Source organism: Desulfovibrio sp. (assembly GCF_009712225.1).
GTDB lineage: Bacteria > Desulfobacterota > Desulfovibrionia > Desulfovibrionales > Desulfovibrionaceae > Desulfovibrio.
Genome location: NZ_WASP01000006.1, coordinates 831,855 through 845,279 on the forward strand (window position 1 = coordinate 831,855; position 13,425 = coordinate 845,279).

A 13,425-nucleotide genomic window follows, 5' to 3' on the forward strand; every position below is an offset into this window, starting at 1 on the left:
CAAGACCGCATTCATAGGAGCAAGATCATGAATAATCTGTCAAAATTGGAATTCCAGAATTCCAATTCTTGCGCTACCGCTGCCACTTCTTCGCGCAATGACAAGATGCACCGCTACCGAATGCTGATCTTTGTGGTCATTTCGTTAAGCTATGTGGTCTCGTATTTTCACAGATCATCCTCGGCAGTGGTCGGCCCGGTTTTGATGGATGATCTGAATATTTCGCCTACCGATCTGGGGTTCATCGGCTCCATGTACTTCTGGGCCTATGCAGTTGCCTGTCTGCCTTCTGGCCTGCTGACCGACGCCATCGGAGCGCGCAAGACAATTACCTTCTGCCTTGGCATTGCCGCAGCCGGAACAATACTGTTTGCCGTTTCTTCTTCTGTTCCCCTGCTTGGAGCCGCCCGCTCCATGATCGGCTTTGGCGTCAGCTCTGTGTACATAGCAGCCATGAAAATATTCTCGGACTGGTACAAAAAAAATGAGCTGGCCACCTGCTCCGGAGCATTGCTGGCCGTTGGCAATGTCGGCGCGCTGCTTTCCACCGCGCCGCTGGTTGTACTTATTGGCGGCTTTGGCTGGCGCTCAACTTTTGAGGGGCTCGGCTGGTACACGGTCATTGTGGCCGTAATTTCGTATATTCTCATACGCAACTCGCCCACTGAGCTGGGCTTCAGCCCTGTTGAAGCCGTAGCACCCGAGGCAATGTCGAACACAGAGCCGCAGCCTTCGGTAATGGCTGCCCTGCTCCAGTTGTTATCCACAAGGAATTTTTATCTTCTGAGCATACTTTCATTCATGTATTACGGCACATTCATGGGTGTGGGTGCGCTTTGGGCTGGGCCTTACCTTCAGGATGTATACGGCCTGTCACGTCAGGGCGCAGCTTCCGTGCTCATGTTCTTTCCCATAGGCATGACCGTGGGTTGCCCCCTCAGCGGTTACCTCTCGGACAAAGTGCTACGCTCGCGCCGTCTGGTGCTGCTCTATGGCAGCTTTCTGCATCTGCTGGCGTATATTCCATTTATCTTTTTTACAGATCAGATTCCCCCTCTTGGGCTTTACTGTCTGTTCTTCTACTTCGGTATTTCTGGCGGATTCTTTGTATCCTGCTTTGCCTGTGCCAAAGAAATTGCACATTCTGCATTTTCAGGAACAGCAATTGGCACACTTAATATGCTACTTGCATTTGGTGCTGCATTTTATCAATACACACTTGGCATAATCCTTAACAGTTATGGTCGTGGTAGTGACGGAAGTTATGGGCATGACGCATACAAAATGATATTTATTACCGCTGCCGCTGGCCTGTTTATTGGATGCATTTCAATTTACAAATTTAATGAACACAAACGCATATAAACGCTTAAAATGCTATTGGAGCATATAATAGACGTCTTGTTGGGCTTTTAACATATTACCTCACCTTGGTGAGAAAGGATGTTTGCCATGAAGATTGTTAGCGTAGACGTAATGCAGGTTCCCAGCGGCAATGCGGGCGCCTCACGCGGCGACTGGTGCCCGGTTATCGTGCGTATCAACACGGATGAAGGCATCAGCGGCTTTGGCGAAGTGGGCCTTGCTTACGGCAAGGGCTGGCGCGCTGGCATGGGCATGGTGCAGGACTTTGCCGAAGTGATCATGGGCGAAGACCCCATGCAGATCGAACGCATATGGGAAATGATTTTCCGCACCACCTTCTGGGGTATGGGCGGCGGCACGGTTGTAAGCGCTGCCATGAGCGGCATTGACATTGCCCTGTGGGACATCAAGGGCAAGGCGCTTGGCCTGCCGGTTTGGCAGCTCATGGGCGGCAAGACCAACGACAACCTGCGCACCTACGCCAGCCAGCTGCAGTTCAACTGGGGCAACAACCTCAGCAAGCAGCGGCTCATTGAACCCGAAGAATACGCGGAAGTTACGCGCGTTGCCATGGCCGAGGGTTACGACTCCATCAAGGTTGACCCGCTGATTTTCAGTAACCAACCCGACGGCAAGGGTCCCTGGAAAATAACCGGCCCCCTCGAGCACAAGGTCATCAAAACGGTTTACGACCGCATTGCGGCCATGCGCAAGGCTGGCGGCGATGATCTCGACATCATCATTGAAAACCACTCCAACACCGATACGATTTCCGCCATCCAGATTGGCCGCGCTCTCGAAGACCTGCGCATTTTCTACTACGAGGAACCCTGCCACCCCCTCAACGTGGAATCCATGGTTGAAATCAAAAACAAGGTTAACATTCCCATCGCTTCTGGCGAACGCATTTACACCCGCTATGGATACAGGCCTTTCCTCGAAAAGCGGGCCCTGCACGTTATCCAGCCCGATATCTGCCTGTGCGGCGGCCTCACAGAAGCCAAAAAAATCTGCGACATGGCCCACACCTACGACTGCGCCGTGCAGATCCATGTTTGCGGCAGCCCCATCTCCAAGGCGGCAGCCCTGCAGATTGAAGCGGTCATCCCCAACTTCATCATCCACGAGCACCATCAGCGCGCCCTCAACCCCGAAAGCCGCGAAACCTGCCTGTATGACTACCAGCCCGTCAACGGCCGCTACGCTGTGCCGGACAAGCCCGGTATCGGCCAAGAATTGACGCCCGAAACTATCAAGAAGTGCAACATCGTTACCGTTACTCGCGCCAAAAAATACATGTAGTGGCACGGAGTTTCTGCGGAGCCGCAAAGGCTCCGCAGAGCACACGCGAACTTACAGCCAGCGAGGGGTTTTCCGGTTACCCCGGCAGCCATAGCCAATATACACAGACAAATTTCATATGAACGGCAACACTCTTTTTTGATCCAGTTACCGCCAGGCACGTCTGCTGTTCATTGATGTACACGTTTTGAAAGGGGTTTTTATGTCAATCGCTATCGATAAAGAAGCCGTTCAGGAAGAAAAACCAACGCGCCAACGCCACCTTCTTGCAGCAATCTTGCTGGCAGTTGTGTTTTTTTCGTACATTGACCGCGTCAACGTATCCATTCTTGTGGTTGACCCTGAATTTCTCAAAATCATGGGAATTGAGGGTGATTCAGTGCAAAAGGGCCTTCTGATGACCCTTTTCCTGGCGGCCTACGGAGTGGGCAACGTGGTGCTGAGCCCGCTGGGTGATATTCTTGGACCCCGCAAGGCCATGTCGCTTTCCATTTTGATGTGGGGCATTTCGTTGGTCATCGGCGGGCTTGCAAGCGTGTTTACCATCATGCTTGCGTCACGCGTGCTGCTTGGCCTGGGTGAAGGCATGCACTTTCCCATGCAAAGCAAATTTATCAAGGAATGGTTTCCCCCAACTGAGCGCGGCAAGGCCAACGCCGTATGGCAAACAGGCATGGCCCTTGCGCCTGCCATCGCCATGCCCTTTTTTACCTGGATTATCCACGTTTCTGGCTGGCGTGAAAGCTTCTTTGTCCTGCTCTGTATGGGCTTGATCCCCCTTTATCTCGTCTGGTTCCACACCTCAGACACCCCTCAGACCAACAAGCGCATAAACAAGGCCGAGCTGGAACACATCGAAAACGGCCTGGCAGCGGAAAAATCGGCTCAGACCGTCGGCAAGGCCACCTTTGCCGAGGGCCTCAAGTCTTTTGCCGGCAACTATCAGTTCTGGCTCATTGTTGTGTACTATATTGTGCACACCTCGGTTCTGTGGGGTTCCATGACCTGGCTGCCCTCATATCTTAAAGAAGCGCGTGGTTTCTCCTGGGCCGCCATGGGCGCTCTCTCATCCCTGCCGTGGATTCTCGGCGTGGTAACCAAGATCATGTCGGGCATTCTGGCCGACAAAATGGGCCGCCGCGCTCCCATCATTCTGGTGGCAATGATTGGCGTTGCTGTGGGCGTGTACTTTGGTGCCAATGCCGAAGACAACATGACCTCTGCCATATTCCTTGCCATCGGCATCGGGTCGATTGGTCTTGGCGGCCCCACCGCATGGACCCTGATGCAGGATATCGTTCCCGCCCGGGGCATTTCCACGGCTGCAGGCGTCATGAACGGCGTGGGCAATGGTTTTTCTGCCCTTGCGCCTCTGGCCATCGGCTTCCTCATTTCTGTCACTGGCAGCTATGTGGGTGGCCTGCTGTACCTTGTGGGCTGCGCCTGCGTAGGCGGCATTGCCATGCTTATTCTGACCATCAAGGGCCGCTAACCCTCAGCGGCCTCATGTGCGCAAACGGATAAAGGGACACTGACCAACCTTGCTACACGCTGAGCGTGTGAGGATTCATTGGGCACGGTTCACCACCCAGTCCGCTTTCGCAAACCACACAAAGCCATATGCGCGAGTTACGCATATGGCTTTGTTGTTTATACCTGCTGCTGCCCGTAAAAGAGAGATCAGCCCCTCTGCCCGCAAACTCCATACCCCTGGTGTCTGTTCCTGGTCACAATGTTGCCCTTTGCTTCTATTTGCGCCAATATACAAGCAGTTAACATACCGTCGCGCACATGAACCGGAGGGCCGGGTGAAGCCTTTTTTAACACTGCAATCAGTTGAATCAGTACTTGGGCACATTGGGGCCTTCCCCCTTGTGGAGGCCGAACCCGCCACGCTGGACGAAGCAGCTGGGCGTTTTCTGGCGCAGGATTTTTACGCCACAGAAGACCTGCCCGGCTTTGACCGTTCAACAGTAGACGGTTTTGCCCTTCGCGCGCGCGATCTTTTTGGCGCGCAGGAGGCCAACCCCGCGCTAGTGGAGTGCATTGCCGACTGCCGTATGGGCGAAGTGCCAGACATCACGCTTGAAGAAGGTCAGGCGGCGCGCATCCTCACCGGAGGCATGCTGCCGCAGGGCGCGGACTGCGTGGTGATGGTTGAATACTCCCGCCCCGCCGGGGGCAATTTTATCGAGGTTACCCGCAGTCAGGCCCCGGGCGACAATATAATTTTTCGCGATGACGACGCTGCCGCCGGAAGCCTGCTTCTCAAGGCTGGTCACCGTTTGCGCCCGCAGGATATAGGACTGTTGGCGGCTTTTGGCGTTGTGAATGTAGAGGTGCGCCGCAAACCGCTGGTTGCCGTGCTCTCTACGGGCGACGAGGTTGTACCCGCATCAGAAACACCGCCGCCGGGCAAAATACGCGACGTCAACGCCCACAGCATTGCCGCCCTGTGCCACGAGGCCGGTGCCCAAGCCACTCGGGCCGGAATTGTCAATGATGACGCCGCCAGGCTCAAGACCTCCATTGCCCGGCTTGCAGAAACGCATGATGTGGTGGTGGTTTCAGGCGGTTCATCTGCTGGCATGCGCGACCACACCGTGGAAATATTCGAATCCCTCCCACAGGCCCAGCTGCTGGTACACGGGGTTGCCATCAGCCCCGGCAAGCCCTTCATTCTGGCAACAGCCAGTGTTAACGGGCGTCATATCTGCCTTGTGGGCTTGCCCGGCCACGTTACCAGCGCCCTTGTCTGCGCCCGCGTTTTTCTCACGCCACTGCTGGAACACCTTCAGGGTTATGCCGGTTCTACAAAGCCTCCACAGGTTGCTGCAGTGCTCACACGCTCGGTTGCTTCCGCCCAGGGCAGGCGCGACTATCTGCGCGTGAAGCTGCACCCCCTGTCTTGTCAGCCAGCGGGCCAGCCCACCACCAGACCACAAACGGGCAACACCCTTCAGCCGTTGTACGAGGCAGAGCCCATCATGGGCGCATCGGGTCTTATTTCAGGCATTGCAGCGGCAGACGGGCTTATGGTCTGCCCTGAAAACCGCGAGGGCTATGACGCTGGCGATACGGTTCTGGTGGAACTTTTTCGCTAATCAGCACGCATAAAATATCTGGGAGAACTAGAGTGAAGCGTAACACATATCTTACCCTGCTACCCCCGGAAGAAGCCCGCGCCAACTGGTTTTCGTGCCTTGACGCCAAAGCCTTTACCCTTGGCGAAGAACGCATACCTCTGGCTCAGGCACTGCGCCGCGTGCTCAGCAGGCCTGTGGCGGCCCTGCGTTCTTCGCCCGCATTCCACGGCGCGGCAATGGACGGCATTGCCGTGCATGCAGAGGACACATTCAACGCTTCTGTCCGCACACCCTTGCGGCTCAAAATCGGCGAACAGGCCCACTGGATCAATACGGGGCACCCCCTGCCCGTGGGCTGCAATGCTGTGGTGATGATGGAAAACATCAACACGGAAATCAGGCCAGATGCGCACGGCGAAACGCTGTGGGCCGTCATCGAAAAGGCCGCTTTTCCCTGGCAGCATGTGCGCAAGATGGGCGAAGACATGGTGGCCACAGAAATCATACTGCCGCCCGGCACGTGCATCGGCCCCTACGACCTAGGGGCGCTGGCGGCTGGAGGCGCGCTTGAGGTGCCTGTTTTCCGGCGGCCCCGCGTTTCCATCATTCCCAGCGGTTCTGAAATTGTACCGCTTGTAGATGCGCGCGATGAAGACCTGCGTGCAGGCCGCGTGTTGCCCGAATTCAATTCCCTGATTTTTTCGGCCATGATTTCGGAGGCCGGAGGCGAAGCCGCCACCCTGCCCGTGGTTCCCGACGAGCCGGAGGCTATCCGCACCGCCATTGCCGGCGCTATCACAAACGCCGACATGGTTATTCTCAACGCCGGGTCTTCTGCGGGCAGCCACGACTTTACGGCTCATGTGCTGGAACAGATGGATACGGTCGTAACCCACGGCATTTCGGTCATGCCGGGCAAACCCACGGTGCTTGCGGTTGTGAACGGCAAGCCGGTTGTGGGCGTGCCGGGGTATCCCGTTTCTGCGGGCATATCCATGGAAGAGTTCGTTCTGCCCCTCCTGGCCCTGTGGCAAAAACGCGCCATGAGCGAACGGCAAAAAATCACGGCTGTGCCCTGCAATCCCCTGCCCTCGCGCCCTGGCATGGAGGAACGGCTGCGGGTCAAGCTGGGCTGCGTGGGTGATACGGTTGTGGCCGTGCCGCTACCGCGTGGCGCAGGAACCATCACCAGCCTCAGCCGGGCCGACGGCATTATCCGCATTCCGCGTGACAGCGAAGGCTGCAATGCCGGTGAACCGGTTACCGTCGAGCTGCTGCGCCCGGCTACGGCCCTTGCTGGCGCACTGCTGGCCATCGGCAGCCACGACAACACTCTGGACCTGCTCGACAGCATGCTGCGCAAGGCGCACCCCCAGTTTCGCCTTACCTCTGCCCATGTGGGCTCGCTGGGCGGGCTTATGGCACTCAAGCGCGGGCAGTGCCATCTGGCGGGCAGTCACCTGCTCGACCCCGCAACGGGCGCGTACAACATCAAGGCCATTGAAGATAATCTGGAAGAACCCACAGTGCTGCTGCGCCTTGTGGACAGGGAACAGGGCATTCTGACAGCGCCCGGCAACCCCCTTGGCATCAACAGTATCGAAGACCTCGCCAGACCAGAGGTACGCTTTATCAACCGCCAGCGCGGCAGTGGAACCCGCGTGCTGCTAGATTACCGCCTGAGCTGCCTTGGCATAGCGCCCACAGGCATCAACGGTTATCGCGACGAGGAATACACCCACATGAACGTTGCTGCGGCGGTGCTTTCTGGCCGTGTGGATGCCGGGCTTGCGGTGCGGGCCGCGGCCAATGCGCTGGGGCTGCCCTTTATGCCCATTGGTGTGGAGGAGTACGATCTGGTTATTCCCAGGCGCTTTTTTGAAACAGAGGCGGTTCAGGCACTGCTTGAAGTAATACGCAGCGAGGCCTTTCGCCAGACGGTGGAAGGCATGGGCGGTTACGGCACGCAAAAGACCGGGCAGATTATCTGGGAATACCCCGGAAAATAGAAAGGGGAACAGGGCGGGAAAACAGGGCGGGCGGCTAATCGTTGTCCGCCCAGTCAAACCTTTCCAGCTCTGGCACGGATAGGTCAAGGTGGTACAGGGCACTGCTGGCTGTACGCTGCAATATGGCCCGCAAGGCCAGCTTGACCATAAGGCAGGCGACAGAGGCCGGGGCCAGAGCTCCCACACTTTCACGACGCGCCTGCTCAAGCTCTCTGGCACTCTGCCCAAAGGGATAGAGTTCCTCCAGACGTGCCTGGGGGCCAGAGCTGGCGTAGCAGAAGCCTTCATCGCGCAGCACTGATCCGTGCACAAAGGCCACGCCCGCAGCAAGGGCCGCCTGCTCAAGGGCGGTTTTTGCGCTTATGCTGTCCAGACAGTCCAGCGCTACATCCATACCCGAGACAAGGCTGGAAAGATTGGTGCTGTCGGCAACAAGTTCAAGGGCTTCTGTTTCCACATGGCTGGCAATATCGGCCAAAGCATCGCGCACCACAATAACCTTGGGTTGCCCCAGCACGCGTTCAGAACAAAACCGCTGGCGGTTGAGATTGCTCTCGTCAAAAGTATCGTTGTCCACAAGGCGTATGCCGCCCACGCCAGCACGGGCCAGCAGCTCGGCCACATGGCCGCCCAGACCGCCGCAACCCAGCACCAGCACCCGGCTTTGCAGCCGACGCGCCAGATCGCCCGCCGCAACCATTCCGAAGTTGCGCCTGAAGCGCTCGGGCCAGATATGATGCTCAAGCAGGTCGCACATGGCATCGCGCAAGGGAAGCCCCAGCACTCCCGCCCAGGCCCGCAGCCCCTCAAGGCTCACAAACAGCGTTTGCTGTTGACCGGCGGCGGTTTTCGTGAGGTAGGTTGCCCGCACATACGGGCGCAAAAGGGTATGGGGATCAGGCTTTGTCATGGTCAACGGGCCTAGCCTCCTCCGACAGCCGGAAAATAGGCAATACGGTCACCGTCGCGCATGGGATCGTCCACCTGATGCTGGCGTCCGTTGACCATGACAATCTTGATGTCTTGCAGCGGCAGGCCCAGATGCCGGGCCAACTGGGCCACAGTGCTGCCTTCCGGCATTTCCACCTGCAGGCCCGTTTCCGGTGCGTAGTCCTTAACATGGTCGCGCAGGGTGGTGCTCAGTTTAACGGTCAGTTTCATGGACACTCCTTGCCCCAAGGGCTCAAACCATTATGCCCGCCCTGCCCGAAAACAGTCAAGCCAACCTGGGCGCACAAGCCCGCACCGCCGAAAGACAAAATTTAAGGCCGCCGCCCCGATCAGACCGGAGCGGCAGCCAGGGGTTGCTTACTTCTTTTCTTCAACCCAGTTGAAGACCGTCTTGAGTTCTTCGTGGGTGATATCAAAGGTAGTGTTGTGCGGGGGCAGCTTTTCGTCGGTAAAGAAATCGGGCAGCACGTCCGCAGCCTGGGTGATGCCCGCGCGGCGGTTGAAGTCGATTTCTGTCGAGAGGATGCGCTGGCCCAGAGTCACCACGTCGTCGCCGGTGAGCTTCCAGCCAAACTTGGCGTTGAGCATGTCCACAATGGCGGGCAGGGCGTCCGGCACGTCAAGGATGGCAAAGGCCGTGAACAGGCACAGGCCCACGGAATCCACAGAGGCGGTCGCCACCTGAAGATTGCGCGACAGCTCGATCTGGCCTTCCTTCTTGAGTGGGTCAACCGAGCCGCCACAGTTGAGAATGTTGGCCGTAACGGCGTAGCCAGCAGTGTGGTCGGCGCCCATGGGAGAGGTAGCGTAGGTAACGCCCTGGCCCTTGACCGCGCGCGGATCGTACGCGGGCAGGCTCTGGCCCTTGACGGCAGGCACACGCCGCACGCCAAACACACGGCCAGTGGTGGCCGCGCCGCAACCGATGATGCGGCCCAGGGCAGAGCCCTCGCTGATGCCGTTCATAACATCAAGCACAGCCTTGGCATCACCGTAAGGAATGGCACCGCCAGCCATGGCAACGCCCACGGCAACGCCCACATCAATGGTGTCCACGCCGATGTCGTCGCACATGTAATCGTACTTGGAGATGGCATCAAGATCGCCAATGCCAGAGTGCGGACCAAAGCACCACAGGGTTTCGTATTCGGGCCACTTGCTCTGGAACTTGCCCTTTTTGTCGGGCAGAATACCACTGCAACGGATCATGCAGCCGCTCATGCAGCCGTGGGCAACCTTGCCCTCGCCGCCGCGTTCCTTGGTGAGCTGGTTCAGAAGCTCGCCCGAAACGGCCTCGTGCTTGTCAAACTGGCCAACAGTAAAGTTGGCGGTGGGCAGGCCGCCCGCCTCGTGCAAAATGTTGACGAGCACGGCCGTGCCGTATTCAGCAAGGCCCTTGCTGGTGATCGGGTGCTCGGAAAGTGCAGTGGCAAAACGCTTGGAAGCCTCGCGAAAAGCCTTTTCGTCGGCCAGAGGCTGAGTTTTGCCGCCTTCGGGATTCACAATGATGGCCTTGAGGCCCTTGGAACCCATAACAGCACCCACGCCGCCACGACCGGCATGACGCATGGGGCGCAGCTCGCGGTCGGTGCAGGCAATGGAGGCTGCGGTAAGCTTAAATTCGCCACCTCGGCCAATGGTGATGTAGCTGCAATCCTTGCCGTACTTTTCCACCAGTTTGGCAACGGCTTCAAAGTTGTTGAGGCCCGCCACTTCAGCGGGAATCAGCTTGGCGTGGTCCTTGCTCACTTCGAGCTGCCACCATTCGCCTTCCTTGGCCATGTCTTCCACAATAACAGCCAGGATGCCCAGACGGGCCAGATGGCCGCCGGGCTGGCCGCCAGCGTTGGATTCCTTGATGCCTTCGGTAAGCGGGCTTTTGCAGCCCACAGAAATACGGTTGGCGTTGGGACTGTTGGTGGCACCCAGCAGGCCGGGAGCAAAAACAAGCTTGTTGTGCGGGCCGATGGGGGTACAGGTGGGCGGAACCTCACGGGCCACAATGGTAGAGGTCAACGCACGGCCACCAAGGCCAGCGTATTCCTGAGGGATTTCTTCAAAAACACAGGTCTTGGTCGCCATATTGACGCGCAAAAAACGGAACATGGAGCCTCCTTAAAAAGGCGTGGCAACGCCTGTACGTGTTTATTGTCTGATACCCCCCTCAATGAAAAAAGTGCAAGTACCTGAAAAAAATGACGCGCTTTTTACCCATTGAGGTAAAATCAAAGACAAAAAAGGGTATTTTTTTGATAATCTACTGAATTATATGAATATACAAACAAAAACGGCAAATCACCGCTTGTGGCGTGGATTGTGGTCAATCAGGCTCTTACGAAATCAGACCAGTGAAAGACCGGCCAAAAAACCAGGCCGCAAAAATCAGGCAGGCCCGTCCATATCCCAGGCTGAACCAAGCCTGATTTCACGGGCATCGATGGCACGCAGAAGGGCGGGGTCGTGTGTGGCGCAGACAACGGTTATACCGTCTGTCTGACAGTTTTTTACGGCCTGTGCCAGGGCACGGGCGCTTGCGGCATCCACATTTGCCGTTGGTTCATCAAGCAGCAGCACTTTTGGGTGCAGGGCAAGGCGCGATGCCAGGGCAACCCTCTGGCGCTCGCCGCCAGAAAGTTCACGCGGGCCGCGATCGGCAAAATTCCATGGGTCGTCAAAACCAGCAGCCTTCATGCAGCGTTCAAAGGTTTGCCGCATGCCCAACACATGATCGGGCGCATGACCTGCCGACTGGCCGCGAAACTTCAGCCCAAGCAGCACGTTGTTGAAAACACTCATGTGCAGCAGGTAGGGATCCTGCAAAAGAAGGGTTGCCTCCTTGCGCCCTTCTGCCCCACCGGCATAATGCAGCACACCCGCTGCGGGGCGCTCAAGAAAGGCCAGCAAACGCAGCAGGGTTGATTTGCCGCAACCGTTGGGCCCGGTGAGAAATACGGTTTCGCCCTGCCCTATGACAAGGTGCGGCACGTTCAGCGCCTCGCGCCCGTTGTAGCGCTGCACGAGGTTGTGCGCTTCGTACAGAGGCATGCTCATGCCCGCCCCCTGCGCCGAAAAAACGCCAACGCCAGATTGACCACAAAAGCCATGAGCAGCAGCACAAGGCCAAGGGCAATGCCCTGGGCAAAATCACCCTTGCTTGTTTCAAGCGCAATGGCCGTTGTCATGGTGCGGGTGGCATAGCGGATGTTTCCCCCCAGCATCATGGCCACGCCAACCTCTGTAATGACGCGCCCAAAGGCCGTGACACACACCATGCCCACGGCATACCGGCACTCCCACAGAGAATACATGGCAAGCTGCCTGCCGTTTGCGCCAAGCGTAAGCAGGGTCTCGCGGCAACGGGGGTCGAGGTCTTCCAGCGCCTGCGCGGTCCATGAAACCACAATGGGCAGGGCCAGCACCGCCTGGCCGATGGCCATGCCCGGCAGGGTAAACAGCAGGCCGTACTCGCCAAGAGGGCCGCGTGCGGTGATGAAGGCATAGACCAGCAGACCGATCAGCACAGTGGGAAAGGCCAGCAGAGTGTCTGAAACAAGCCTGACCGCGCGCTTGCCGGGAAAGGAGCAATGTCCGAGCAGAAAGCCCAACGGCACGCCCAGCAGCAGAGCTGCAGCCATGGCGTAGCAGGTGGACGCAACCGTCGCATAAATGGCCGAAAGCGTGGCTGCATCCATATGCGTAAGCAGATAAAGGGCGTTGCTGAACCCGTTGACGAGATAATCCATTGCGGCCGCTCGCTGCTGATCAAAAAGGCATTCGCCCGAAGCCGGACACACCGCCGGCCCCGGACGAATGCACGTTACATGCCTGCATTACCGAAAAGCATTACCTGTTGGCATTGGGAAAGAAAAGCTGCTTGCCCTTGAGGGTGTACCCGGCAATCTTTTGCTGGGTAGCCGAGGCAACCCACCAGTCTTCAAACTTTTTGGCCAGAGCGGGGTTCACCTTGGGGCACTGGGCGGGGTTGACCGTAATGACGCTGTACTGGTTAAACAGCGCCGTGTCGCCCTCAACCACGATGGCCAGCGGGTTTTTGTCGCCCATCTTGTCGGCAAAGGTGATCCAGGTTCCACGGTCTGTAAGGGCATAGGCCTGCTTCTCGGCAGCCATGTTCAACGTAGAGATCATGCCCTGCCCGGCAGAAAAATACTTGGGGTCCTTGTCGGGCACAATGTTGCTCTGCTGCCACAGCTTCTGCTCGGCCTTGTGCGTGCCAGACTGGTCGCCACGGCTCACAAAGCCAGCCTTGGTATCCAGAATGCGCTTGAGGGCTTCGGCAGTGGTCTGCCCTTTCACGCTGGCGGGGTCGGCCACAGGGCCAACGATCACAAAGTCATTGTACATGACCTGGCGGCGGTCCACGCCATGCCCGGCCTTTACAAATTCAAGCTCGGCCGAAGGGGCATGCACCAGCAGCACGTCGGCATCGCAGTTTTTTGCGATCTCAAGCGCCTTGCCAGTTCCCACTGCCACCCATTTGAGCTCAATACCGGTTTCCTGCTTGAAGACAGGTTCGAGATATTCAAGCAGGCCGGAATCCTGCGTACTGGTGGTGGTGGCCATCATAAGGGTATCGGCGGCCAGAACAGGCGCGGCACAGGTCATGTAGCCTGCAGCGCAGGCCGTAAGCAGAAAACGGGAAAAACGAAACATGAATCAGACTCCTTTTGCAAAAGGTAATCGCAAACAGACAA

At 57.6% G+C, this 13,425-nt stretch carries 11 protein-coding genes; 5 read left to right on the top strand and 6 right to left on the bottom strand.

Annotation, left to right across the window (positions count from 1 at the left end; genetic code table 11):
- The first annotated feature begins 27 nt into the window (after positions 1 to 27).
- The 5 genes from F8N36_RS08960 (at position 28) to F8N36_RS08980 (ending at position 7,762) form a co-directional block, all read left to right on the top strand.
- Entirely contained in the window at positions 28 to 1,365 is a 1,338-nt protein-coding gene (locus F8N36_RS08960; protein WP_291332453.1) for an MFS transporter, read from the top strand.
- Between the two features lie 87 nt (positions 1,366 to 1,452).
- The gene (locus F8N36_RS08965; RefSeq protein ID WP_291332454.1) at positions 1,453 to 2,667 is read left to right on the top strand and encodes a mandelate racemase/muconate lactonizing enzyme family protein; all 1,215 of its coding nucleotides are present in this window, start codon (positions 1,453 to 1,455) and stop codon (positions 2,665 to 2,667) included.
- 202 nt (positions 2,668 to 2,869) lie between these two features.
- Positions 2,870 to 4,159 carry an MFS transporter gene (locus F8N36_RS08970; RefSeq protein WP_291332455.1) on the top strand — a complete coding sequence of 430 codons (1,290 nt, stop codon included), beginning with the start codon at positions 2,870 to 2,872 and terminating at the stop codon, positions 4,157 to 4,159.
- A 316-nt stretch (positions 4,160 to 4,475) separates the two neighbouring features.
- Positions 4,476 to 5,771: a gephyrin-like molybdotransferase Glp gene (gene glp, locus F8N36_RS08975; RefSeq protein ID WP_291332456.1), complete on the top strand. Its 1,296-nt coding sequence runs from the start codon at positions 4,476 to 4,478 to the stop codon at positions 5,769 to 5,771.
- A gap of 32 nt (positions 5,772 to 5,803) precedes the next feature.
- Positions 5,804 to 7,762 (top strand): molybdopterin biosynthesis protein, encoded by a 1,959-nt coding sequence (locus F8N36_RS08980; protein ID WP_291332457.1) that lies wholly within the window; start codon positions 5,804 to 5,806, stop codon positions 7,760 to 7,762.
- Between the two features lie 34 nt (positions 7,763 to 7,796).
- Here the strand turns inward: F8N36_RS08980 and F8N36_RS08985 are convergent, their stop codons facing one another.
- From F8N36_RS08985 to F8N36_RS09010, 6 genes are all read right to left on the bottom strand, one after another.
- Positions 7,797 to 8,672 carry a ThiF family adenylyltransferase gene (locus F8N36_RS08985; RefSeq protein ID WP_291332458.1) on the bottom strand — a complete coding sequence of 292 codons (876 nt, stop codon included), beginning with the start codon at positions 8,670 to 8,672 and terminating at the stop codon, positions 7,797 to 7,799.
- A gap of 11 nt (positions 8,673 to 8,683) precedes the next feature.
- Positions 8,684 to 8,923, bottom strand: coding sequence for a MoaD/ThiS family protein (locus tag F8N36_RS08990; RefSeq protein WP_291332459.1), 240 nt, complete (start codon positions 8,921 to 8,923; stop codon positions 8,684 to 8,686).
- Positions 8,924 to 9,070: 147 nt separating this feature from the next.
- Entirely contained in the window at positions 9,071 to 10,819 is a 1,749-nt protein-coding gene (locus tag F8N36_RS08995; protein ID WP_291332460.1) for an aldehyde ferredoxin oxidoreductase C-terminal domain-containing protein, read from the bottom strand.
- 276 nt (positions 10,820 to 11,095) lie between these two features.
- On the bottom strand, positions 11,096 to 11,764 hold the full coding sequence (locus tag F8N36_RS09000; RefSeq protein ID WP_291332461.1) for an ABC transporter ATP-binding protein: 669 nt from the start codon (positions 11,762 to 11,764) through the stop codon (positions 11,096 to 11,098).
- The gene (locus tag F8N36_RS09005) at positions 11,761 to 12,456 is read right to left on the bottom strand and encodes an ABC transporter permease (protein WP_291332462.1); all 696 of its coding nucleotides are present in this window, start codon (positions 12,454 to 12,456) and stop codon (positions 11,761 to 11,763) included. The genes F8N36_RS09000 and F8N36_RS09005 overlap by 4 nt, the downstream gene beginning before the upstream one ends.
- Before the next feature lie 100 nt (positions 12,457 to 12,556).
- Positions 12,557 to 13,384, bottom strand: coding sequence for a substrate-binding domain-containing protein (locus tag F8N36_RS09010; RefSeq protein WP_291332463.1), 828 nt, complete (start codon positions 13,382 to 13,384; stop codon positions 12,557 to 12,559).
- Between the last annotated feature and the right edge of the window lie 41 nt (positions 13,385 to 13,425).

What these genes read in the sequence shown, in the direction of transcription:
- F8N36_RS09005 (WP_291332462.1), bottom strand. Translation starts at nt 12,456, where the DNA reads ATGGATTATCTCGTCAACGGGTTCAGCAACGCCCTTTATCTGCTTACG.
- F8N36_RS08985 (WP_291332458.1), bottom strand. Translation starts at nt 8,672, where the DNA reads ATGACAAAGCCTGATCCCCATACCCTTTTGCGCCCGTATGTGCGGGCA.
- F8N36_RS08960 (WP_291332453.1), top strand. Translation starts at nt 28, where the DNA reads ATGAATAATCTGTCAAAATTGGAATTCCAGAATTCCAATTCTTGCGCT.
- F8N36_RS09000 (WP_291332461.1), bottom strand. Translation starts at nt 11,764, where the DNA reads ATGAGCATGCCTCTGTACGAAGCGCACAACCTCGTGCAGCGCTACAAC.
- F8N36_RS09010 (WP_291332463.1), bottom strand. Translation starts at nt 13,384, where the DNA reads ATGTTTCGTTTTTCCCGTTTTCTGCTTACGGCCTGCGCTGCAGGCTAC.
- F8N36_RS08970 (WP_291332455.1), top strand. Translation starts at nt 2,870, where the DNA reads ATGTCAATCGCTATCGATAAAGAAGCCGTTCAGGAAGAAAAACCAACG.
- F8N36_RS08990 (WP_291332459.1), bottom strand. Translation starts at nt 8,923, where the DNA reads ATGAAACTGACCGTTAAACTGAGCACCACCCTGCGCGACCATGTTAAG.
- F8N36_RS08995 (WP_291332460.1), bottom strand. Translation starts at nt 10,819, where the DNA reads ATGTTCCGTTTTTTGCGCGTCAATATGGCGACCAAGACCTGTGTTTTT.
- F8N36_RS08965 (WP_291332454.1), top strand. Translation starts at nt 1,453, where the DNA reads ATGAAGATTGTTAGCGTAGACGTAATGCAGGTTCCCAGCGGCAATGCG.